Below are 22,110 nucleotides of genomic sequence, written 5' to 3'. Positions count from 1 at the left end.
AAAGTGGGACCCCGGATCAAGTTCGGGGTGACGAATAGCAAAGGATTATTCCCATGCCCAAGGTACTTATTTCGGACAAGATGGACCCGCAGGCCGCGCAGATCTTTCGCGACCGCGGTGTCGAAGTGGACGTCATCACCGGCAAGACGCCGGAAGAACTCAAGGCGATGATAGGCCAGTATGACGGCCTCGCCATCCGCAGCTCGACCAAGGTGACGGCGGAAATTCTTGACGCGGCCACCAACCTCAAGGTCATCGGCCGCGCCGGCATCGGCGTGGACAATGTCGATATCCCTTATGCGTCGTCCAAGGGCGTGGTGGTGATGAACACGCCGTTCGGCAACTCGATCACCACGGCAGAGCACGCCATCGCGCTGATGTTCGCGCTTGCCCGCCAGATCCCCGAAGCCAATGCCCAGACGCAGGCGGGCAAATGGCCGAAGAACGACTTTATGGGCGTGGAAGTCACCGGCAAGACGCTGGGCCTGATCGGCGCAGGCAATATCGGCAGCATCGTCGCCAGCCGCGCCCTCGGCCTCAAGATGAAGGTCGTGGCGTTCGATCCGTTCCTGACGCCCGAGCGCGCGGTGGAGATGGGCGTCGAAAAGGCGGACCTTGACACTCTGCTCGCCCGCGCGGACTTCATCACGCTGCACACGCCGCTGACCGACCAGACGCGCAACATCCTGAGCAAGGAAAACCTCGCCAAGACCAAGAAGGGCGTGCGGATCATCAACTGCGCGCGTGGCGGCCTGATCGACGAGGCGGCATTGAAGGAAGCGCTGGACAGCGGCCATGTCGCGGGCGCGGCATTGGATGTGTTCCAGACCGAACCCGCCAAGGAAAGCCCGCTGTTCGGCACGCCGAATTTCATCTCGACCCCGCATCTCGGCGCCTCCACAAGCGAGGCGCAGGTCAATGTCGCGCTTCAGGTGGCGGAGCAGCTGTCCGACTATCTGATGACCGGCGGCGTCACCAATGCGCTCAACATGCCTTCGCTCTCTGCCGAGGAAGCGCCCAAGCTCAAGCCCTATATGGCGCTGGCCGAGAAGCTGGGCAGCCTTGTGGGCCAGCTCGCGGCGGACGACCTCGACAATATCGCGATTGAGGTGGAAGGTGCTGCCGCCGAGCTCAACATCAAGCCGATCACCGGCGCGGTGCTTTCGGGCTTCATGCGTCGCTATTCCGACACGGTGAACATGGTCAACGCGCCCTATCTGGCGCGTGAGCGCGGGCTTGACGTGCGCGAAGTGCGGCATGACCGCGAGGGCGATTATCACACGCTGGTGCGCGTCACCGTGGACACAAGCCAGGGTGCACGCTCAGTCGCCGGTACGCTGTTCGGCAACAGCGCGGCGCGCCTGGTCGAAATGTTCGGCATCGGCGTCGAGGCGGAGCTGGAAGGCCACATGCTCTACATCGTCAACGAGGATACGCCCGGCTTCATCGGCCGCGTCGGCACGGCGCTGGGCGAGGCGGGGATCAACATCGGCACGTTCAACCTCGGCCGCCGCTCGGCGGGGGGTGAGGCGGTGCTGCTGTTGTCCGTGGACGACGCCATTCCGCAGGCTGTGCTGGACACTATCTGCAAGCTGCCCGGTGTGAAGCGCGCCAAGGCGCTGAAGTTCTGAAGCTAGAGCGCGCTGCGTTAAATCTGGATCGGTCAGCGCGCTTTAAGTTTTTGTTTTACCGCATCGTTTTGGCGCAAAACCGGTTCCCACTTTTGCGCACGATGCTCTAGGCTGGCTCCGGGCGGGGAGATAATCCCTTCGCCCGGAGCCTCGCGCTCCCGACCTCTGGCCTGAGCCGGGGGCGAGATGCGACAGCGGGCGCTCGAAAGGCTTTCGCCCGCGCGGCGCTGTCCCTATAGCCCTCGGCATGCCTGATCGTGCCCGTGCGCTTCTCCATGATGTCTTCGGCTTTTCCAGCTTTCGCGGCGTTCAGGAGCGGGTAATCGCGCGCGTGCTGGCCGGGGTGCCCACGCTGGCGATCATGCCGACGGGTGCAGGCAAATCGCTCTGTTATCAGCTGCCGGCCGTGGCGCTGGAGGGCTGTTGCGTTGTCGTATCGCCGCTCATCGCACTGATGCACGATCAGCTGCGTGCTGCCCGTGCGCTCGGCATCCGCGCCGCTAGCCTGACGTCAGTCGATACCGACTGGCGCGAGACGCAGGACCGGCTGCTAGCGGGAGGGCTGGATCTGCTCTATGTCGCGCCAGAGCGGGCGAGTGGAGACGGGTTCCGCGCACTGCTGGAGCGGGCGCGCATCTGTCTCTTCGCTATCGACGAGGCGCATTGCGTGTCCGAATGGGGCCATGATTTCCGGCCCGATTACCGGCTGCTCCGCCCCCTGCTCGATGCGTTCGCCGATGTGCCCCGCCTTGCGCTCACCGCCACCGCAGACGCGCATACGCGGGCCGACATATTGACCCAGCTCGGGATTCCGCCAGAAGGGCTGATCGTTTCCGGATTCGATCGACCCAACATCCGCTATGAGGTCCGCCCGCGCGATGGCCTGATGGGTCAGCTGGGCGATGTGCTGGCGAGCAACCCCGGCCCCGGCATCGTCTATGCGCAGACCCGCGCCGCCACCGAAAAGCTGGCCGACGCGCTGGGCGGCAAGGGCAGAAGGGTGCTGCCCTATCATGCCGGCCTTGCCCCGGAGGTCCGCGCTGCCAATCAGGCCGCCTTCATCGCCAGCGAGGACATGGTGATGGCCGCCACCGTCGCGTTCGGCATGGGCATAGACAAGCCGGACGTCCGCTTCGTCGTCCATGCCGGTCTGCCCAAGTCGATAGAGGGCTATTATCAGGAAAGCGGGCGAGCGGGACGCGATGGCGATCCGGCGGTTGCGACGTTGCTGTGGGGTGCGGAGGATTTCATCCGCGCCCGCCAGCGCGTGGCCGAGGTCGAACCCGCGCGCCAGCAGGGCGAGCGCGCCCGCATTACCGCTCTGGGCGCACTGGTCGAAACGGGTGGATGCAGGCGGGCTGTGCTGTTGCGGCATTTCGGGGAGAACCCACCATCCACTTGCGGCAATTGTGACAACTGCCTCGCCCCGCCCGCTACGGTCGATGCCCGGTTGGCCGCGCAAAAGCTGCTCTCGGCCGTCTATCGCACCGGGCAGAGCTATGGCCTTGGCCATATCGAGGCGGTGCTGACCGGCCAGCATAATGATCGCATCACGCAACGCGGGCATGATCGGCTGTCCGTGTTCGGCATCGCCGACAGCGCGGAAGCGGCGCTGTTGAAGCCGGTCGCCCGCGCGCTGATGGTGCGCAACGCGCTCGAGACCACGGACCATGGGGGGCTGATGCTCGGCCCGGAAGCGCGGCCGTTCCTGCGCGGCGAGGCGGAGATGCCGCTGATCCTGCCGCCGGCGCGGCAAAAGCGCGGGCGGCGGCAGGACAAGGCCAATCCGGTTGGAGACCCGCTGTTCGAGGCGCTGCGGGCGCGGCGGCGCGAGCTTGCCTTGGAGGCCGGGGTTCCCCCCTATGTGATTTTCCATGACAGCACGTTGCGCGAAATGGCGGAGCGCAGGCCGCGCTCACTCAGCGAGCTGGCGACCATATCGGGCATAGGCGAGCGCAAGCGCTTGGCCTATGGACAGGCGTTTCTGGAAGTGATCGCCGCATTTTAAGACCTGTAACAAGACGCTGGACACGCTGATGGCGAATCTGGGGTATGATCGGCTGGTCATGCCCCAGCCGGTCTTTATCGGTCCGTCAAAATCCGGGCCCGGAACGGGCGTCGTCACCGTCACTCACCGCGCCCGCAACCGACGCAACGAGGAAGTCTGCTCTTGCCTGCGCATGGCCCTGCTGCGAAAGAGAGCGGTATGAAGATGAACCTACGATCGCTGCTGTTCGTCCCCGGCGACCGGCCAGAGCGCATGGCGAAGGCGATGGGTACGGCTGCCCGCGCGCTGATTCTGGATCTCGAGGATGCGGTAGCCCATGCCCGCAAGGTCGATGCCCGCAATATGGTAGCCGAATTTCTCGGCACGGCGAAGCGGGGACCCAAGAAGCTGTTTGTGCGCGTCAACCCGCTGGACAGTGGCCTGACCGACGACGACCTCGCCACCGTGATCCCCGCCGCGCCAGACGGCATCGTCTTTCCAAAGGCGGAGGGCGGCGCCGCGCTCGCTGAGCTGGAGCAGCGCATCGCAAGGCTGGAGGCGCAGGCGGGGCTGCCCCCCGGCCAGATCGCCATCCTGCCGATCGCAACGGAGACCCCCGCTGCGATGTTTCTGCTGGGCAGCTATGGTGGCGTGACGGACCGGCTGGTCGGCCTGACCTGGGGCGCGGAGGATCTGCCTGCCGCCATCGGTGCGTCGGGTTCGCGTGAAGCGGACGGCAGCTTTACCCCGCCCTATGAAATCGCCCGCGCCCTCACGCTCTTCGGCGCGGCGGCCGCCGATGTTGCGCCGATCGAGACGGTGTTCCCCAACTTCCGTGATCTCGACGCGCTGGCCGCCTATGCCGCACGCGGCCGCCGCGATGGCTTTACCGGTATGATGGCGATCCATCCGGCCCAAGTCGATATAATCGAGGCCGCCTTCGCGCCCAGCGAGGAGGAACTGGCCTTTGCCCGCCGGGTTGTTGCCGCCTTTGCGGAAAATCCCGGTTCAGGGGCACTCCAGCTGGACGGCAAGATGATCGACTTCCCTCATCTCAAGCAGGCGCGCCGCGTGCTTGAGATGGATTAACCACTCTGTGGAACCCCAGGTAGAAAGGTCTGGCTGGGGCGGCAGGATTCGAACCTGCGCATGGCGGTACCAAAAACCGCTGCCTTACCGCTTGGCTACGCCCCAAAGGCCGGATGCCCGGCGCCGAGACAGCGGCATATAACGGCTGGCGCGCGAAAGGGAATAGGGTTTTGCGGCGGCATGACCGCCTGCACGCATGCCCTTGCCAACGCCGCTCAAAGCCGCCAACACAAGGCGCATGGCCCCGACCGGATCAACCGCATCGCCCCTGTTCCTGCGCGAGGATGAAATTCGCCGTGGGATAGAGCTGCTCTATTTCGGCTACACGCGCATGACGCGCGCGATCGACGACGATCTGGGCCAGCAGGGGTTGGGCCGGGCGCATCATCGTGCGCTATACTTTATCGCCCGCCAGCCAGACCTGATCGTGAGCGAGCTGTTGGCGCTGCTTGCGATTACCAAGCAGTCGCTGGGCCGGGTGCTCAACGACCTGATCGAGCGCGGGCTGGTGGAAACAAAGCCCGGGGATCGCGACCGCAGGCAGAAGCAGCTGCGCCTGACGGCAGAAGGCGCGAAGCTCGAAGCCAGCCTGTTCGAGGCTTTGCGCGGCAAGATGGCGGCGGCCTATGTTCAGGCGGGGCAGGGGTCCGTCAGCGGGTTCTGGCAGGTACTGGAGGGGCTGATCCCGCCCGAAGACCGCAAGATGGTGTTCGGCCTGCGCGGCTGATTATCCGGACGCAGCCGCCAGCCGTTCCAGCGCCTCGCCACGGTCGCGCGCGGCGCGCAGCGTGTCGCCCAGCAACGCAATCAGGCGGCCTTCCTCATCCATGACATCCAGCCCCTCGCGGGTCATTCCGCCCTTGCTCGCCACCTTGTCGGCAAGAATGGCGGGGTCTTCATTGGCCTGGGCGGCTAGCGCGCTCGCGCCCTCGACCGTCGCCAACGCGAGCCGTGCAGACTGATCCGGCTCCAGCCCCAGTGCCGTCGCGGCCTGCGCGAGTGCATCGATAAACCGAAACACGAAAGCGGGGCCGCAGCCGGTCAGCGCCGTGATGAGGTTGAGCTGCGCCTCGTCCGCTATACGCTCCACCAGCCCAAGCGGAGCAAGCATGTGCGAGGCTTCATCCACCACGGTGGCATCCGTTCGCGCGTCGGCATAGAGCGCCACCACACCTTTTCCCAGCGCCGCAGGGGTATTGGGCATGATGCGTACCAGATCGGCGGCCTTGCCCAGAGCGCTGCGCAGACCCACGGTTGTCACACCCGCCAGCATGGAGATGACGAGGTGCCCCTGGTCCAGCAGTGGCGCCAGTGCAGGCGCGATATCGGGCAGCGACTGTGGCTTTACGCCGAGCATGATCACAGCGCGCGCTGGCAGGGTGGGCGGCAGCGCAGGTAACAAGGTTATGCCATCTGAAGGGGGCGCGGTCCGGCCGGGATCTACCACCGTCACGCTTGCCGCGCTCAATCCCGCGCCGAGCCAGCGAGCCAGTATCGCCCCGGCCATGTTGCCGCAGCCGATCATCACCAGAGGGCGATTGAAAGAGTTCAGCGTCATAAGCCGCGCTTCACGCCTCGCCGCGGGTTTCGATCATGCTGGCGGCAATCGCCTCGGCCGGGGTCTTGCCGCCCCACAGCACGAACTGGAACACAGGATAGAAACGCTCACATTCGTCGAGCGCCGCTTCCACCAGCAGCTGAGTCTGGTCGAGCGTCAGCGTGTCGCCCCCCGAGAGCAGGGCGCCGTGGCGGAACAGCACCACGCCGCTGTTGGACCAGAGCTCGAAATGGCCGAGCCAGAGCTGCTCGTTGATGAGGCCGATAGTTTCATAGATCGCGCCGCGCTTTTCGTCCGTGACGCGGATGTCGGGCAACGCAAGCAGCTGCAGAACCTGGTCTTCCTCGCGCCAGATCGCGCGCAGTTCATATTGCGTCCAGCTGCCCTGAGTGGTCGCGGCGATCTCGTCCTCGCCATTATGCTCATAGGCCCAGCCGTTCGCCTCGAAATAGCTGGCAAGCATGTCCAGCGGCTCGGCGTCGCTGCCATGCTGCTCGAATTCGTCGTTTTCCATCATGTTATGCTATGTCCTGGCTCTCCAGCGCAGGCATAGCACCACCCGCCAGTCAAGAATACCGGCTTTTAGTGGATAAAGCTGTGGATAAGCTGTCGGTAAATCGGGGATGTATTCAGTCAGCCACGGGAGGCTTTGGCGTCGGCGCCTTCGAGGCGGATTTTTTCGGTGCGGCCGCCTTGCCTTCCAGCGCGTCCAGCCGGGCTTTCAGCGCTTCGGCTTCGGCGCGGGCGGTGGCAGCCATTTCCTTGACCGCCTCGAACTCTTCGCGTGAAACGAAATCCATGCTGCTCATCCAGGCCTTCGCCTTTTCGCGGGCATTGGCTTCCACCTCGCGACCCATGCCCGCGAGCGTCCCCGCCGCGCCGTTGAGAATACGGCTCAGGTCGTCGAAAAAACGGTTCTCGCTCTGCATGATGTCCTCGTTGAAGCGTGTTGGCTTCAGATATGGGTGCTGAGGCCCGGTGCGACAAGGTTTTTGGCGTTGGGATTGAGCTTGTCTATGCTGAGGGTCAGCACGCCCGCGAACACCAGCCAGCCGAGATAGGGCAGCATCAGCACCGCCGCGATGATGCGGATGCGCGCGAACAATATCGTCGTCAGCGCCGCGAGTACGAAGATGCCAATGATCATCCACAGCGCCTCGGGCACCAGATGAAGGCGGAAAAAGACGAACGACCACGCATAGTTGACGACGAGCTGGACGAGAAAAAGCACGATGGCGAGGCCGCGCATCTTCGCTCCCCGCGCGTGCAGGATGACCGCGAGGGCAAGACCCATCAGCGTGTAAAGCACGGTCCACGCCGCGCCGAACACCCAGCCTTCGGGCATGAAATCGGGCTTCACCAGCCCGGCGAACCAGTTGTTCTGATATCCGCTGTTGGCGATCTGGCCGGAAAGAAAGCCGAGGAAAACAATCGTAGGAACCGTGAACAAGGCCCAGCGCAAATAGGACATACGAAGCTGGCCCTGCGATGCTATTTCATTCATTCCACTCAGTCTTTCCGCCTGCGTGTGCCCATCAGTGCGCGCCAAAACTTTTGCCATTGCTGGATTATTCTCGCTCGCGACAAGACCGATGAAAGTCTCGCTGCATCGCAAGATGCTTGCGCGGATGCTCTGCGTCAAGCGCCGCGATGGGAATCAGGCTGTTTTCGGTTCGGTTCCGGGCAGCAGCGCCGCGATCAGGAACTCCACATTCCCTTCCGGGCCGGTGATGGGGCTGGGCGTTATGCCTTCCACAACCCATCCCTGGCCTTCCAGCCAGCAGCGCACCTCCTCGCACACGCGCGCGTGGACAGCGGGGTCGCGCACCACGCCGCCTTTGCCAACCTCCTCGCGCCCCGCTTCGAACTGCGGCTTGACGAGGGCCATCAACCGCGCCTTGGGGGCCGCGAACGAGAGCGGCCGCTCCAACACCTTGGCGAGCGATATGAAGCTCGCGTCGCAGACGATGATGTCGATGGGTTCAGGGATGTGTTGGGGCGCCAATATCCGCGCGCTCGTTTGTTCGTGGACGATGACGCGAGGGTCCGAGCGCAGTTTCCATGCGAGCTGGTTGGTGCCACTGTCGACCGCATAGACACGCGCCGCCCCGTTGGTGAGCAGCACGTCGGTGAAGCCGCCTGTCGAACTGCCGATATCCATCGCCACCGCTTGGCCCACATTCCAGCCGAAATGCGCCAAACCGTGGGCAAGCTTGATGCCCCCGCGCGAAACCCACGGGTGATCGCGCCCGCGCACCTCCAGCGGTGCGTCTTCGTTCAGCGCCTGCCCGGCTTTCTCGATCTTGCGCTCGGCGCTGAACACCAACCCAGCCAGGATCAGCGCCTGTGCCCGGGCGCGGCTCTCGGCGAGGCCGCGCTCCACGAGCAGCTGATCGACACGCGCCTTGGCCATGCTCAGCCCTCGCCTTGCGCCAGCGCGACCAGCATCGCGGGGGTCAGAATCTGGGGCAGCTCTTTCGGTTCACCCCCGTTTGGCGGATACCAGAGGTAGAGCGGTACACCGGAGCGCTGGCGGCTTTCGAGGAAGCGGGTGATGGCGGGGTCGCCATTGGTCCAGTCTCCCACGATCACCTTCACGCCTGCCTTTTCAAAGGCCGCCCGCACCTCCGCCCGGTCGATCGCGCCCGCCTCGTTGACCTTGCAGCTCAAGCACCAGTCGGCAGTGAAATAAAGAAACACCGGCTTGCCCGAGGCGCACGCCTTTTCCAGCGCCGCCTCGCTGAATCCATTTGCCGGGGGTATGCCCTGCGCAGAGCGGTCAACACGGCCAAGCGTCGCCACGCCCGCCGCCACTATTATTGCGCCAAGCACCAGCGCAGCCAGACCCGCGAAGCGCCGCTCGCGCGTCTGCGCCCGGCCCAGCCACCAGAGCAGTGCCGTTAGCGCGATCGCTGCGGCAATCCCGATGCTCAGCCCCGTACCGCCCGCCTGCCGCCACAGCAGCCAGAGCAGACCCAGTGCAGTCAGCGCCATCGGAATACTCAGCCAGCGCTGCACCCGCTCCATCCACGGGCCGGGGCGCGGGAGAGCGCGGCGCAGCGCGGGGATGTGGCCGAGCAGCAGGAACGGCAGCGCGATGCCCAGCCCCAGCCCGGCGAAGATTGCAAGCGCGGCCCCCATCGGTAAAACCAGTGCCGCGCCCAAAGCGCCGGCCATGAACGGCCCGGTGCAGGGCGTCGCCACGAACGCCACCAGCACCCCGCTCCAGAAATCGCCCATCAGCCCGCGCCGCGCGGTGAGGCCTCCGCCGATCGACAGCGCAGCCATCCGCCATACACCTGCCAGTTCGAGCGCGATGGCGAGGCTCAAGACCAGCAGCATCAGCACCACCGCCGGGCTTTGCAGCTGAAACGCCCAGCCGATGCTCGCGCCGCCCGCGCGCAACGCCATCACCGCCCCGCCCAGAGCCATGCACGCGCTCATGACGCCCGCCGCGTAGGCCCATGCCTCCTTGCGGGCAGCGGCGGGAGACGAGGCGCCGCGCAGCAGGCTCATGGCCTTTAGGCTGAGCACCGGAAATACGCAGGGCATGATGTTGAGGATAAGCCCGCCCGCAATTGCGCCCACGAACGCCAGCAGTACACCGCGCCAGCCTGCGCTGCCTTCGCTTGGCTGCGGCACAGCGCCTTGGCGTGCAACCACCTCCAGCCCAGCGTCCGGCCCGATCTTGAGCACGCCGCGCACAGCGTCTCGAGCGGGCAGCGCGAGCCCGGCAATCGTGACGATCAGGCTGTCGCCGTGGCGTGTGAAGCGTTGCGTGCCAGCATAGCTTTTCGCCCCCAGATCTGCCGGGAAGAAATGCGGCGCATCGAGTGGCGCGGCTGCTGGATAGGGGATGGCGAGGCGCAGGCCGCCAGCCGGATCGGCCTCGAACCGCGCCTCTCCACCCAGCGGCCTTGGCAGCGCACGGCGATAGGTGTCAAAACGCGCCCGGTTCTCTGGGGCCGCCGCCCCTGCCGCTCCTATCGAGAGGGTGATAGCGAGGTCGGCCTGTTCGGGCACACAGATCGCGTCGGTGCAGGCGAGCCAGTCGAGATGCACCCGGACTGGCAGCCTGTGTCCGGCCTTCGCATTTTTCGGCACGCGCAAGTCTGCCAGCACCGCGTAGCGGCCTTCGTACACATGGTTCATCAGTCCTGATACGACGAGTGTTTGCGGCACCGGGTAGCGAAGCGGCCCGACGCTCGCGCCGTCGGGCAAGTCCCAGCGCGGTTCTATCGGCTTGCCGGCGTCGCCGGGGTTCAGCCAATAGCCGTGCCAGCCCGGCTCGGGTGCCATCACGAACGCGAGCGTCACCACCCCGCCCGGCTCGGGGCGCAGCGTTTCCGTCTCCAGCGATGGGGTTATATGCGGCTTGGCTGTTCCCGAGAACGCGCCTTGCGCCCATGCCGAGGGCGCGAGCAACAGCGCAATCAGCAACAGCAATGATGTTGGAAAGGCGCGCATCCTGCCTTTCGGCTAGGCCCGCCAGCTTTTCAGGTCAAGCGCGGCGGGAAGTAAGCGTTTCCGGCTTATCGCACATCCGGTCGATTTGCTTGGCCTCGACCGGGCGGCTATAAAGATATCCCTGAATCTCCTCGCAGCCGATTTCGATCAGCTGGTCGCGTTGCTCGGTGGTTTCCACCCCCTCGGCGATGACCTCGAGCTTGAGGGCGCGCGCAAGTTTCACGATCGCCTGCACGACTGCGGCGGATTCCTTTTCGATACCGAGGTTCGCGACGAAGCTGCGGTCGATCTTGATCTTGTCGATGGGATAGCGCTGTAGATAGCTGAGGCTGGAATAACCGGTGCCGAAATCATCGAGCGCGATCGAAAAGCCCATCTGCCGCAACTGGCGCAGCACACCATGCGTCACCGGGTCGTCGCCAAGCAGAAGGCCTTCGGTGATCTCCATCTCGAACGTGCGCGGATCGACCGCACATTCCCTGACCAGCTCCCCGACCTTCTCTGGGAAGTCACGCATCCGCAACTGGGCTGCGGAAATGTTGACCGCGACCTTCAAGCCCTGCCACTGGCGGCTGGCAATAAAGGCTTCGCGCAGGGTGTACATACCCAGCTCGTTGATGAGGCCGCATTCCTCTGCGATGGGGATGAACATGGCGGGCGAGATGTCGCCCCGCTCCGGGTGCTTCCAGCGCAGCAGCGCCTCGACGCCGGCGATCTTGCCCGATTTGTCGGACTGTGGCTGATAGACCATGTTGAGCTCGCCTTTGTTCAGCGCCTCGCGCAGCTCGCCTTCTATCTCGCGGCGCATGCGCATCGCCGCGTCCATCTCCGGCTCAAAGAAGCTGTATTGTGCACGGCCGTTGTTCTTGGAACGATAGAGCGCGAGGTCGGCATGGCGCAGCGCATCGGCGGCGGCGACCTCGCCTTCGGTGAGAAGGTTTACCCCGATCGAGCAGGACACATGGACGCGCCCGCTGGAAAGTTCCATCGGCAGCGATATCGACTCCACGATGCGCTCGGCCAGTCGCGCCGCGGCATGAGGTGTGGCGTCGAGCTGGACGATCGCGAACTCGTCGCCCGACAACCGCGCGAAAGTGTCTGACCGGCGGCATACCTCGGCAATGCGGCGCGATGCCGCGACGATCAACTCATCGCCAATCTGGTGTCCAAAGGTGTCGTTCACCTCCTTGAACCGGTCCAGATCAAGGCAGTGCACCGCAATCGAGGTGCCGTTGCGCCGAAGCTGATCGAGCGCGACGCCGAGCCGGTCAAAGAACATCACGCGGTTTGGCAGGCCGGTCAGCGGGTCGTGATAGGCCAGGTGCGAGGCGCGCGCTTCGCTGGCGATCAGCTGTTGCGCGGCGCGCCAGCTCCGCCTGTGGAACAGGGCCATCAACCCGAAGAACAGCAGGATAACAACCAGGGTGGGAGCAAGCAGCTTGAGGGCCAGCTCCGTCCCCGGTGCGCCAGGTGTCCACTCCAGCGTGGCGACGTAGCGGCCCTTGTCGTCGTTGAGGTCAACCTGGGCAGTGCCCCTTTTGTCTTCCTGCTGATCCAGCCGCAGCTTGAGATCCGGCAACATATATCGCTGAGCGAAAGCCTGGAGAAATTGATCGTTGATCTGGGTGGCGGCGATAACAATAGGCGCGCGGTCGTACCGTTGCTTGACCGTGCCGAAATCCGGCTCCACCAATGAAGCGACCACCACGAACACGCGCCCGTTGATCCTGACCAGATTGTGGTACTGGACGGGGTCTTTCAAGGAACCCAGCTGTATTCCTTTCTTGCGGCGCTCTGCTTCCTTGCGCCGCGCGGCCTTGATGGCGGTATGCATGGAACGCGCGAAAGGGGTGTAAATCGACAGTGGCGCCTGCTGGCCGATATCGGTCGCGAAAAACAGCCTGTCCTGATGATCCAATGCGAAGCTATATTGGAAAAAGGAGGTATCGTAGAGGAACTGACCAATATTGTCGGTTGCCCAGTCGATGTTGCGCGCTTCGAGATTGGCCAAGGCGTCATCCCACACCACCTGACCAACGGCACCCTTGTCTACTTCGACAATCTTGTTTGCAATTCCATTGGCTACGAGCTGTTGTTCACGCTCTTTCGCTGCGTCATTCATCCGCAACGCAAGATGATACCCCCCGACAAGGAGCAAAATCGTAGCTACTACCGACAACAATATAAGTGGTCGGAACAGCTCGTTGGCGCGCTTTTCTGTTTTCATCTCTCCGGTGCTCACAAAGGAAGCAGACCGGAGGTAATAGGCCCGGAACGTAAATTTTCAGTGTAACGTCCCGAAAGGGCGCAAACGACTTACTGGTTAATGACCTTTTCGCCTTCGTTGCCGACGGATTCGATATCTTTACCTGCACCCTTCACAGTATTGCAGGCAGCCAGAAGAAGAGAGACGGTGGTGAGCGCCAGAACAGCGAGTTTATTCATAAGATGCTCCTTCAGCAGAGGTAACGGGGCGATAACGCTCAGAAGCCTGGTGCGTTCCGCCATCGCCGTGAGCTGGAGCGGATTTTGATTTGATGTTGCGATGCAAGAAATATTCTGCAATGTCTCCAACCGCCTTGCGCCCGTTCGTTCGGCCGCACGACGATCACTATAGGATTAAGCTTTCCTTAGCCAATTTGCGGCATGCGGTTAAGCGGGCAACCGCCATATTGGGGAATGAGAATGTCGCTGGGCGACCATAGCACGGATGTAGCGATTATCGGCGCAGGGCCGGCCGGTCTCACGGCCGCCTACCTGTTGTCCAAGAGCGGATACAAGGTCACGGTCATCGAAAAGGATGACCATTATGTCGGCGGCATCAGCCGCACGGTCGAGCATGAAGGCTTCCGTTTCGACATCGGTGGCCACCGCTTCTTCTCGAAGTCCAAGGAGGTGGTCGATCTCTGGAACGAGATCCTGCCCGACGATTTCATCCAGCGCCCCCGCATGAGTCGCATCTATTACGAGGGCAAGTTCTACAGCTATCCGTTGCGCGCATTCGAGGCGCTGTGGAATCTCGGCATCTTCCGCTCCACCTTATGTATGTTGAGCTATGCCAAGGCGAAGGCATTCCCGACGAAAAACGTACGCAGCTTTCAGGACTGGGTCGTCAACCAGTTTGGTTTCCGCCTGTTCTCGATCTTTTTCAAGACCTACACCGAAAAGGTGTGGGGCATGCCGTGCGACGAGATGTCAGCAGACTGGGCGGCGCAACGCATCAAGGGCCTAAGCCTCGGCGCGGCGGTGATGGACGGCCTGAAGCGCAGCCTTGGCCTCAACAAGAAGCCCAATGACGGCATGGAAACCAAGACCCTGCTGGAGACCTTCCGCTATCCCCGCCTTGGCCCCGGCATGATGTGGGAGGCCGCGCGTGATCATGTGCGCGCCAAGGGCAACCATGTGCTGATGAGCCACACGCTCGAAAGCCTGAGCCAGGATGGCGGCAACCGCTGGAACCTGAAAGCACGGCAGGCGGACGGTTCGATCGTGACCGTCAACGCCGCCCATGTCATCAGCTCTGCGCCGATGCGCGAGCTGGCCGACCGGATCGAGCCGAAGCCGCAGACGATCGTCGAGGCGAACAAGCTCAACTATCGCGACTTCCTCACCGTAGCCCTGATGATCCGCTCCGAGGATCTGTTCCCGGACAACTGGATCTACATCCACGACAGCAAGGTGCTGGTCGGCCGGGTGCAGAACTTCCGCAGCTGGTCCCCCGAAATGGTGCCCGACCCCAGCATCGCGTGCGTGGGTCTGGAATATTTCTGCTTTGAGGGCGACACGCTCTGGGCATCCGCCGACGCCGATCTGGTGGAGCTGGCAAAGAAGGAAATGGCGATCCTCGGCCTTTGCAAGCCGGAGGATGTGATTGGCGGCGCGGTCGTGCGGCAGGAAAAGGCCTATCCGGTCTACGATGATGGCTATGCCGACAATGTCGCCGCGATGCGCCACGAGCTGGAAGCGAAATATCCAACGCTGCACCTCGTCGGCCGCAACGGCATGCACCGCTATAACAACCAGGACCACGCCATGATGACGGCGATGCTCACCGTCCGCAACATCGAGGCGGGGTCGCGCGTGTACGACACGTGGCAGGTCAATGAAGACGCCGAATATCACGAATCCGGCGACGAGGGCGAAGTGTCCAACAGTGCCCTGACTGCTGGTGAGCGGGCGGCGCTGGCGAGCGTGCGCGACGTTCCGAGCCGGATTAACGAACCGGTAACACCTTAAGCGGTAGCCTGACGATATGATCGCTCGTGCAGCAACCCTCGTCTGGCGCATCACCTACGCTCGCTACATCATGGCGAGCGCGCTGGCGCTGGCGGCTGACCTCAGCCTGTTCATGATGCTGCTGCAAATGGGGACGCAACCCGTTCCGGCCTCGATGGCGGGCTATTGCAGCGGCCTGTTGGTGCACTGGCTCGTTTCGTCGCGCCTCGTGTTCGCCGAGCAGGCGCTGCGCGGTCCGCAGCGCACACGGCAGAAGGCATTGTTCGTCATCTCGACGCTCATCGGCCTTGCGCTCACCAGCCTCATTGTAGGCACCGGCAGCCATTTCGGGCTGGATCCGCGTCTCGCCAAGCTCGTCGCCGTCGCGATCAGCTTTCAAGCCACCTACTTGCTCCGCCGGTCCGTGGTCTTTGCGTGACCCGGCCGCTCTTTCCTGAAGACTTTGCAGGCGCCGCAGCCTTGCGCCTGCGTGAGGACAGCCGCCCCTGGATAGAACGCGGGCACAACGCCCTATGGCTGGTCGGCGCGTTGTGGCTGGAGTGCGCGATCGTCTGGCTCGCCTGGCATTGGGGCAGCTTTGCCCATCTTGAATTTCGCGATCCGGATGATGCTCTGCGCCTCGTGCAGGTGCGCAATTTCCTCGCAGGCCAGAGCTGGTTCGATGTCAGCATGCACCGCATCAACCCACCCGTGGGCGGGCCGATGCACTGGTCGCGGCTGGTCGATCTGCCGATTGCGGGCATCATCATCGCAATGCGTCCTTTGTTCGGGGACCATATGGCGGAGATCATCGCCTGCGTCTCGGTGCCGATGCTCACCCTGCTGGCGATGTGCGTCGCGGTCTATTTTGCGGTGCGCGGCTTCGTCGGGCCGCATCGTGCCGTGCTGGTCGTGGCGCTGCTCGTAACCTCCTTTCCGATCCTCACCCAGATGTCGCCGCTAAGGATCGACCATCATGCCTGGCAGGTGGTGGCGTCGGTCGGGGTCATCGGCGGTGTGCTGGCGCGGGATGCGCGCCGAGGCGGCTGGATCGCCGGTGCCTCCATGGCGATGTGGGTGCATATCTCCGGTGAGGCGCTGCCCTATATCGCGATCAACGGCGCGGTGCTGGGCCTGCGTTACATCGCACGGCCGCAAGACGAATGGCCGCGGCTGATGGGCTTCGTTACGGTGCTCGCCCTTGCTTCGGCGTTGCTGCTGCTCGGCACCCATGGCTTGGCAGCAAGCCTCGAAACGCATTGCGACTCCATGTCTCCGCCCTATCTGCTGCCGCTCTTTGCGGTGGCGACGCTATTGTGGGCCGGGCACAAGATGCTGGGTGAGGCAACGATCGCGCGCCGCATCGCGCCGCTGGCCATCGCGGCGGCGGCTGGAGCTGCGGCATTGGTAGCCTATGCTCCGCAATGCCTCGCTGGCCCATTTCAGGCGCTTGACCCACTGGTATATGACTATTGGTACCTCGCCATTGCCGAGGGGCAGCCGGTCTGGCGGCAGGATGTTTCGACCGCCACGATCATCCTTGTCCCCGGCCTGCTGGGCCTCGCCGGCATGATCGCCGCGACGCTTTCAGAGAAGGACGCGGACAAGCGCTTCGACTGGCTCTCGCTGCTCGGCATGGCACTGGGCGCATTTGTGGTCTGCCTCATGGTGTTGCGCGCCATGGGCGTGGCCCACCTTTTGATGCTGATCGGCAACATGTGGATCATCGCCCGCCTCTATCCCCGTATCGCGGCGATGCGGCATATGGCGGCGCGCGTACTGCTCACCGCTTCGCTGTGCGTGCTGACGCCTTTTGGCGGGGCGGCGCTTTCCAGCATGGCGGTCTCCAAGCTTGCGAACGTGCCGGACGATGTCGACAGCAAGGGCGGCAAGACGATCGCGCCTTATGCTCGGATCGAGGCTTTGCGCGCGCTGCCGCCCTCGGTGCTGTTCACCTCGCTCGATGTCGGGCCGGAGATACTGCTACGCACCGATCACAGCGTGATTGCGACCTCCCATCATCGCAACATCGCCGGCATGACCGAAGTGATCCACGCCTTCACCGCCCCGCCGGGCACGGACAAGGCGATCGTGCTTGGCACCTCCGCGCACTATCTGTTGCTGTTCCCGGATGGCAACGAAATCAAACGTTACAGCAGCAAGGCGCCCCATGGGCTGGCCGCTCGGCTGGTGAAGGGGCAGGTACCCGACTGGCTTATGCGCATGCATGTGCGAGGCGAGGGCACCACGCGGATCTACCGCATCCTGCGCCCTGCCGCGCCGGTCTCCACTCGGCCCGCTTCGCTTTAATCCCCGTTTGCGCAGCCGCGCTCCTGCTTTAAGGCTGGTGCCGCCATGACCGCGCCGACTATCCCTTTCGAACAGCGCCTCAAGGCCAAGGCGGCGGAGCTGGGCTTTGCAGCCTGCGGCATTTGCGATGCCGAAGCGGCGCCGGAAGCCGGGGCACGCCTGCGCGAGTGGCTTAAGCAGGGCTGCCACGGCGAAATGCTGTGGATGGAAACCCGGGCGGCGGAGCGGGCATCGCCCAAAGGGCTATGGCCGGAGGTGCGATCGGTGATCATGCTCGGCATGAGCTATGCCCCCGCCGCCGATCCGATGGCGCTGGCCAATCAGCCCGAGCGGGGGCGCATCTCCGCCTATGCGCAGGGGCGGGATTATCATGATGTCGTGAAATCCGCGCTCAAAGCCCTCGCCCGCTGGATGGTCGAGCAGAAGGGAATGGGCGCACTCAAGGTTTTCGTCGATACCGCGCCGGTGATGGAAAAGCCGCTCGCGCAGGCGGCGGGCATCGGCTGGCAGGGAAAGCACACCAATATATTGAGCCGCAGCCAAGGCAACTGGTTGTTCCTGGGCGCGATCTATGTCGATGCGGCGCTGATGCCGGATGCCCCGGCGCGGGACCGCTGCGGCTCGTGCTCAGCCTGCCAAACCGCCTGCCCGACCGACGCCTTCCCCGCGCCCTACCGCCTCGATGCGCGGCGGTGCATCTCTTACCTGACCATCGAGCATAAAGGCCCGATTCCTGAGGAGTTGCGTCCTGGCATCGGCAATCATGTCTATGGCTGCGACGACTGCCTTGCCGCCTGCCCCTGGAACAAGTTCGCGCAGGCAGCGCAGGCGCACAAAGCTTTCCTGCCGCGCGCGGAGTTGGCCGCGCCACGGCTGGACGATCTCTTGCGGCTCGATGATGCCGGATTTCGGGAGATTTTCTCGGGCTCCCCCATCAAGCGCATCGGGCGAAACCGCATGGTGCGCAACGCGGCGATCGCGGCAGGGAATAGCGGGGACGGATCGCTCGTGCCCGCACTGTCGGCACTGCTGGGGGATAACGACCCGGTGGTTCAGGACGCCGCGCGCTGGGCGCTGGGCCGGCTTGAAGCGCGCTGCGTTAATTCGCCGGTTTGGTGACGTCGACCTTCTCGACCCATTCGGGGTAGAAGCTCGGCTCGCGATTGGACCAGCCGATGGCCGTCGCCGCCGCCTCGCTGATCGACTGCAACAGAAGACGCCGTTTGTCCGGGTGAAGGTTTGGCAGGCTCGCCGCCGCGCAGAACGCGCCGGGCAGCCATGGCCGCGCGCCCGCGCCAAGCAGGCGTTCATAGAGGAAGCGGTAGGCAGAGAAGCTGGAGAGCCTGTCCTGCCCCAGATCGAAGGCGGAAATGGTGATAAGTGGAGCCATGAACGGTTCCATCTGCTCAAGCCCGCTGTCATCAGGAACGATGGCACGCAGATTCTGGATGCGCTCATAAATCCGGGCCTGTGCGCGAATGCTTGCCGCCTCGACCACGTCGCGGCACCACAGCTCCATCGCATCGGCGCGGTGGAACGCGACATCGAGCGAACGGCGGATGTATCGCTGGGTAGCAGCCGGGAAGCTGGCAAACTCCCGCATTTCCGCGAGGGTGATCGTGCCGTCAGTCGGCTTACCGCTCATGTCCATCTGTCCCATATGCGAACCTTTTCAACTCGGACCGGTTCCTTATGCGCCTTAAGCGGTTAGCAAACGCTTAAGCATCCGTTGTCCCATGTTAAGAAACAAACATGTTGCGTTGCAACATAAATATCTCTCCTTCGACCTAATCTCGTCGCAAGCCGTGATTGCGCTTCTGCTCATCAGAACATATATGGAACACCTGCGGCGCCCGATCCCGGCCGATCCAGCCTTGAAATCAATTTACGGACCTTTGCATGCTGACCCATATCAAAGTGCGCGGCGCGCGCGAACATAACCTCAAGGGCGTGGATATCGACCTGCCGCGCGACCGGCTAATCGTGATTACCGGATTGTCCGGATCGGGTAAATCGAGCCTTGCGTTCGACACTATCTATGCCGAGGGGCAGCGGCGCTATGTCGAGTCGCTGTCCGCCTATGCGCGCCAGTTTCTCGAAATGATGCAAAAGCCGGATGTAGAGCATATCGACGGCCTCTCTCCCGCCATCTCGATCGAACAGAAGACGACCAGCCGCAATCCGCGCTCCACAGTCGCAACGGTGACGGAGATTTACGATTATATGCGCCTACTGTGGGCGCGGGTCGGTATCCCCTATTCTCCGGCGACCGGCCTGCCGATCTCCGCGCAGACCATAAGCCAGATGGTGGACCGGGTGATGCAGTTGCCCGAGGGCACGCGCATCTATCTGCTCGCGCCCGTAGTGCGCGGCCGCAAGGGTGAATATCGCAGGGAGCTGGCGGAGTGGCAGAAGGCGGGCTTCACCCGCGTGCGCATCGACGGCGAGTTTTACGGCATCGAGGAAGCACCCGCGCTCGACAAAAAATACAAGCACGACATCGAGGTGGTGGTCGATCGCATTGCGGTGAAGGACGACATCGCCACCCGGCTGGCAGACAGTTTCGAGACCGCGCTGAAGCTGGCCGAGGGGCTGGCCTATGTCGATCTGGCCGATGGCGTGGTGCCGGGTCGGGAAGCCGAGGTGGCCGACGGCGGCGCGATGAAGGGCGCGGGCATTCCCGCCAACCGCATCGTCTTTTCCGAAAAATTCGCTTGTCCCGTGTCAGGCTTCACGCTGGCGGAGATCGAGCCGCGGTTGTTCAGCTTCAACGCGCCGCAGGGCGCCTGCCCGGCGTGCGACGGGTTGGGCGAGAAACTGCTGTTCGACGAGCAGCTCGTGGTGCCCAACGAGGCGCTCAGCCTCAGGAAGGGCGCGATCGTGCCGTGGGCGAAATCCAACCCGCCCTCGCCCTACTATATGCAGGTGCTGGAAAGCCTCGCCAAGGCCTATGGTTTCAAGCTCGATACACCCTGGGCGGAGCTGCCCGGCGAGGTGCGGCTCATCATCCTGCACGGCACCGGCGGCAAGCCCGTGCAGCTCACCTTCAAGGACGGGCGCAAGGAATATAGCGTCAACAAGCCGTTCGAGGGGGTGATCGGCAACCTCAACCGGCGCATGCTCTCCACCGAAAGCGCATGGATGCGTGAGGAGCTGGGAAAGTATCAGACGGCGCAACCCTGCGAGACCTGCCACGGCGCGCGCCTCAAGCCCGAGGCGCTTTCGGTCAAGATAGCGGGCGAGGACATTTCCGTTTCCACCCGCCGCAGCGTGGTCGACGCGCTCGCCTTCTTCGAGCAGCTGCCCGATCACCTCACCGATCAGCAGAACCAGATCGCCAGGGCGATACTGAAGGAGATCATCGAGCGGCTGGGCTTTTTGAACAATGTCGGCCTCGATTATCTCAATCTCGACCGCACCTCCGGCACGCTTTCGGGCGGCGAGAGCCAGCGCATCCGCCTCGCCAGCCAGATCGGCTCGGGCCTTTCGGGCGTGCTCTATGTGCTCGACGAACCCAGCATAGGCCTGCACCAGCGCGACAACGACATGCTGCTCGCCACGCTGAAACGCCTGCGCGATCTCGGCAACACCGTTCTGGTGGTGGAGCATGACGAAGACGCGATCCGCGCCGCCGACCATATCGTGGATATGGGGCCGGGCGCGGGGGTGCATGGCGGCGAGGTGGTGGCGGAAGGAAGCCTTGAGGATATTCTCGCTTCATCCGGCAGCCTCACCGCCGATTACCTGAACGGCACGCGCGAAATCGCCGTGCCGAAGAAGCGGCGCAAAGGGAGCGGCAAGAAGGTGACGGTGCACAATGCCCGCGCCAACAATCTGCGCGGGGTGACGGCGAGCATTCCGCTAGGCACCTTCACCTGCATCACCGGGGTATCCGGCTCCGGCAAATCGAGCTTTACCATCGACACGCTTTATGCGGCCGCCGCGCGCAACCTCAACGGCGCGCGCATCATCGCCGGGGCGCATGACAAGGTGACTGGCCTCGAGCATTGCGACAAGGTGATCGACATCGACCAGTCACCGATCGGACGCACGCCGCGCTCCAACCCGGCGACCTATACCGGCGCCTTCACCAACATTCGCGACTGGTTCGCCGGCCTGCCGGAGGCCCAGGCGCGCGGATACAAGCCGGGGCGATTCAGCTTCAACGTGAAGGGCGGGCGCTGTGAAAAATGCACGGGCGACGGGCTGATCAAGATCGAGATGCACTTCCTGCCCGATGTCTACGTCACCTGCGAAGAGTGCCACGGCAAACGCTATAACCGCGAGACGCTGGAGGTGAAGTTCAAGGGGATGAGCATCGCCGACGTGCTCGACATGACGGTGGAGGACGCGGTCGAGTTCTTCAAGGCGGTGCCGCCGATCCGCGACAAGATGGCGATGCTGGCCGAGGTGGGGCTGGGCTATGTCAAGGTAGGCCAGCAGGCGACGACGCTGTCAGGCGGCGAGGCGCAGCGGGTGAAGCTCGCCAAGGAACTCAGCCGCCGCGCGACCGGCAATACGCTGTATATACTGGATGAACCGACGACCGGCCTGCACTTTGAGGATGTGCGCAAATTGCTGGAAGTGCTGCACGCGCTGGTGGAGCAGGGCAATTCCGTCGTCGTCATCGAGCATAATCTCGACGTCATCAAGACGGCGGACTGGATCATCGACTTGGGGCCGGAAGGCGGCGTCAAAGGCGGCGAGATCGTGGCCGAGGGCACGCCGGAGCAGGTGGTAAAGGAGAAGCGAAGCTATACTGGGTGGTATCTGGCGTCATTGCTCCGTAACGGGTGATACCGAAGGCAAGGCAACCTATCGCTTCGTCGTGGGTTTAACCGGGACATGTTCCT

At 63.6% G+C, this 22,110-nt stretch carries 18 protein-coding genes, 1 tRNA gene and 1 pseudogene; 10 read left to right on the top strand and 10 right to left on the bottom strand.

Annotated features, from left to right (window positions below; translation table 11 throughout):
• Positions 1 to 53 precede the first annotated feature (53 nt).
• The 4 genes and pseudogenes from serA (at position 54) to OOT33_RS09040 (ending at position 4,707) form a co-directional block, all read left to right on the top strand.
• Complete coding sequence (gene serA, locus OOT33_RS09055; protein WP_307749699.1) at positions 54 to 1,631, top strand: phosphoglycerate dehydrogenase; 1,578 nt, start codon at positions 54 to 56, stop codon at positions 1,629 to 1,631.
• Between the two features lie 247 nt (positions 1,632 to 1,878).
• Positions 1,879 to 3,639 (top strand): DNA helicase RecQ, encoded by a 1,761-nt coding sequence (gene recQ, locus OOT33_RS09050; RefSeq protein ID WP_307749698.1) that lies wholly within the window; start codon positions 1,879 to 1,881, stop codon positions 3,637 to 3,639.
• Between the two features lie 13 nt (positions 3,640 to 3,652).
• Positions 3,653 to 3,841 (top strand): annotated as a pseudogene (locus OOT33_RS09045) (MaoC family dehydratase); the annotation flags it as partial.
• A 2-nt stretch (positions 3,842 to 3,843) separates the two neighbouring features.
• The gene (locus OOT33_RS09040) at positions 3,844 to 4,707 is read left to right on the top strand and encodes an aldolase/citrate lyase family protein (RefSeq protein WP_307750345.1); all 864 of its coding nucleotides are present in this window, start codon (positions 3,844 to 3,846) and stop codon (positions 4,705 to 4,707) included.
• 30 nt (positions 4,708 to 4,737) lie between these two features.
• Here the strand turns inward: OOT33_RS09040 and OOT33_RS09035 are convergent.
• Positions 4,738 to 4,812, bottom strand: a tRNA-Gln gene (locus tag OOT33_RS09035).
• Positions 4,813 to 4,945: 133 nt separating this feature from the next.
• Between OOT33_RS09035 and OOT33_RS09030 the strand changes: the two genes are divergently transcribed.
• On the top strand, positions 4,946 to 5,434 hold the full coding sequence (locus OOT33_RS09030) for a MarR family transcriptional regulator (protein ID WP_307750344.1): 489 nt from the start codon (positions 4,946 to 4,948) through the stop codon (positions 5,432 to 5,434).
• Here OOT33_RS09030 and proC read toward each other — a convergent pair whose 3' ends face one another.
• The 8 genes from proC to OOT33_RS08990 form a co-directional block, all read right to left on the bottom strand.
• Positions 5,435 to 6,265 (bottom strand): pyrroline-5-carboxylate reductase, encoded by an 831-nt coding sequence (gene proC, locus OOT33_RS09025; protein ID WP_307749697.1) that lies wholly within the window; start codon positions 6,263 to 6,265, stop codon positions 5,435 to 5,437.
• Positions 6,266 to 6,275: 10 nt separating this feature from the next.
• A complete protein-coding gene (locus tag OOT33_RS09020; protein ID WP_307749696.1) occupies positions 6,276 to 6,782 on the bottom strand; it encodes a YbjN domain-containing protein in 507 nt (168 codons plus the stop codon).
• A gap of 112 nt (positions 6,783 to 6,894) precedes the next feature.
• Entirely contained in the window at positions 6,895 to 7,194 is a 300-nt protein-coding gene (locus OOT33_RS09015; RefSeq protein ID WP_307749694.1) for an accessory factor UbiK family protein, read from the bottom strand.
• A gap of 26 nt (positions 7,195 to 7,220) precedes the next feature.
• Positions 7,221 to 7,769 carry a tryptophan-rich sensory protein gene (locus OOT33_RS09010; RefSeq protein ID WP_307749693.1) on the bottom strand — a complete coding sequence of 183 codons (549 nt, stop codon included), beginning with the start codon at positions 7,767 to 7,769 and terminating at the stop codon, positions 7,221 to 7,223.
• 153 nt (positions 7,770 to 7,922) lie between these two features.
• Positions 7,923 to 8,678: a TlyA family rRNA (cytidine-2'-O)-methyltransferase gene (locus tag OOT33_RS09005; protein ID WP_307749692.1), complete on the bottom strand. Its 756-nt coding sequence runs from the start codon at positions 8,676 to 8,678 to the stop codon at positions 7,923 to 7,925.
• A 2-nt stretch (positions 8,679 to 8,680) separates the two neighbouring features.
• Positions 8,681 to 10,732, bottom strand: a complete 2,052-nt coding sequence (locus OOT33_RS09000; RefSeq protein WP_307749691.1) for a protein-disulfide reductase DsbD domain-containing protein — start codon at positions 10,730 to 10,732, stop codon at positions 8,681 to 8,683.
• 34 nt (positions 10,733 to 10,766) lie between these two features.
• The gene (locus tag OOT33_RS08995; RefSeq protein WP_307749690.1) at positions 10,767 to 12,854 is read right to left on the bottom strand and encodes an EAL domain-containing protein; all 2,088 of its coding nucleotides are present in this window, start codon (positions 12,852 to 12,854) and stop codon (positions 10,767 to 10,769) included.
• Positions 12,855 to 13,048: 194 nt separating this feature from the next.
• Complete coding sequence (locus tag OOT33_RS08990; RefSeq protein ID WP_307749689.1) at positions 13,049 to 13,177, bottom strand: entericidin A/B family lipoprotein; 129 nt, start codon at positions 13,175 to 13,177, stop codon at positions 13,049 to 13,051.
• 240 nt (positions 13,178 to 13,417) lie between these two features.
• Between OOT33_RS08990 and OOT33_RS08985 the strand changes: the two genes are divergently transcribed.
• Genes OOT33_RS08985 through queG form a run of 4 tightly spaced genes read left to right on the top strand, consistent with a single transcriptional unit; the run spans position 13,418 to position 18,376 of the window.
• Positions 13,418 to 14,968 (top strand): FAD-dependent oxidoreductase, encoded by a 1,551-nt coding sequence (locus tag OOT33_RS08985; protein WP_307749688.1) that lies wholly within the window; start codon positions 13,418 to 13,420, stop codon positions 14,966 to 14,968.
• A 16-nt stretch (positions 14,969 to 14,984) separates the two neighbouring features.
• Positions 14,985 to 15,386 carry a GtrA family protein gene (locus OOT33_RS08980; protein WP_307749687.1) on the top strand — a complete coding sequence of 134 codons (402 nt, stop codon included), beginning with the start codon at positions 14,985 to 14,987 and terminating at the stop codon, positions 15,384 to 15,386.
• A complete protein-coding gene (locus tag OOT33_RS08975) occupies positions 15,383 to 17,257 on the top strand; it encodes a hypothetical protein (protein WP_307749686.1) in 1,875 nt (624 codons plus the stop codon). Before OOT33_RS08980 ends, OOT33_RS08975 begins: the two co-directional genes overlap by 4 nt.
• 45 nt (positions 17,258 to 17,302) lie before the next feature.
• The gene (queG, locus tag OOT33_RS08970; RefSeq protein ID WP_307749685.1) at positions 17,303 to 18,376 is read left to right on the top strand and encodes a tRNA epoxyqueuosine(34) reductase QueG; all 1,074 of its coding nucleotides are present in this window, start codon (positions 17,303 to 17,305) and stop codon (positions 18,374 to 18,376) included.
• Here queG and OOT33_RS08965 read toward each other — a convergent pair.
• A complete protein-coding gene (locus OOT33_RS08965; protein WP_307750343.1) occupies positions 18,357 to 18,908 on the bottom strand; it encodes a hypothetical protein in 552 nt (183 codons plus the stop codon). The genes queG and OOT33_RS08965 overlap by 20 nt on opposite strands.
• A gap of 248 nt (positions 18,909 to 19,156) precedes the next feature.
• Here OOT33_RS08965 and uvrA point away from each other — a divergent pair, with 248 nt between their 5' ends.
• Positions 19,157 to 22,054 (top strand): excinuclease ABC subunit UvrA, encoded by a 2,898-nt coding sequence (gene uvrA / locus OOT33_RS08960; RefSeq protein WP_307749684.1) that lies wholly within the window; start codon positions 19,157 to 19,159, stop codon positions 22,052 to 22,054.
• The last annotated feature ends 56 nt before the right edge of the window (positions 22,055 to 22,110 follow it).

This window comes from Sphingobium sp. DEHP117 (genome assembly GCF_030867385.1).
Classification (GTDB): Bacteria; Pseudomonadota; Alphaproteobacteria; order Sphingomonadales; family Sphingomonadaceae; genus Sphingobium.
This window is presented reverse-complemented; position numbering and strand designations above follow the sequence as displayed.

Coding starts and splice junctions, on each gene's coding strand:
- serA (WP_307749699.1), top strand. CDS start 54: ATGCCCAAGGTACTTATTTCGGACAAGATGGACCCGCAGGCCGCGCAG.
- recQ (WP_307749698.1), top strand. CDS start 1,879: ATGCCTGATCGTGCCCGTGCGCTTCTCCATGATGTCTTCGGCTTTTCC.
- OOT33_RS09040 (WP_307750345.1), top strand. CDS start 3,844: ATGAACCTACGATCGCTGCTGTTCGTCCCCGGCGACCGGCCAGAGCGC.
- OOT33_RS09030 (WP_307750344.1), top strand. CDS start 4,946: ATGGCCCCGACCGGATCAACCGCATCGCCCCTGTTCCTGCGCGAGGAT.
- proC (WP_307749697.1), bottom strand. CDS start 6,265: ATGACGCTGAACTCTTTCAATCGCCCTCTGGTGATGATCGGCTGCGGC.
- OOT33_RS09020 (WP_307749696.1), bottom strand. CDS start 6,782: ATGATGGAAAACGACGAATTCGAGCAGCATGGCAGCGACGCCGAGCCG.
- OOT33_RS09015 (WP_307749694.1), bottom strand. CDS start 7,194: ATGCAGAGCGAGAACCGTTTTTTCGACGACCTGAGCCGTATTCTCAAC.
- OOT33_RS09010 (WP_307749693.1), bottom strand. CDS start 7,769: ATGAATGAAATAGCATCGCAGGGCCAGCTTCGTATGTCCTATTTGCGC.
- OOT33_RS09005 (WP_307749692.1), bottom strand. CDS start 8,678: ATGGCCAAGGCGCGTGTCGATCAGCTGCTCGTGGAGCGCGGCCTCGCC.
- OOT33_RS09000 (WP_307749691.1), bottom strand. CDS start 10,732: ATGCGCGCCTTTCCAACATCATTGCTGTTGCTGATTGCGCTGTTGCTC.
- OOT33_RS08995 (WP_307749690.1), bottom strand. CDS start 12,854: ATGAATGACGCAGCGAAAGAGCGTGAACAACAGCTCGTAGCCAATGGA.
- OOT33_RS08990 (WP_307749689.1), bottom strand. CDS start 13,177: ATGAATAAACTCGCTGTTCTGGCGCTCACCACCGTCTCTCTTCTTCTG.
- OOT33_RS08985 (WP_307749688.1), top strand. CDS start 13,418: ATGTCGCTGGGCGACCATAGCACGGATGTAGCGATTATCGGCGCAGGG.
- OOT33_RS08980 (WP_307749687.1), top strand. CDS start 14,985: ATGATCGCTCGTGCAGCAACCCTCGTCTGGCGCATCACCTACGCTCGC.
- queG (WP_307749685.1), top strand. CDS start 17,303: ATGACCGCGCCGACTATCCCTTTCGAACAGCGCCTCAAGGCCAAGGCG.
- OOT33_RS08965 (WP_307750343.1), bottom strand. CDS start 18,908: ATGGACATGAGCGGTAAGCCGACTGACGGCACGATCACCCTCGCGGAA.
- uvrA (WP_307749684.1), top strand. CDS start 19,157: ATGCTGACCCATATCAAAGTGCGCGGCGCGCGCGAACATAACCTCAAG.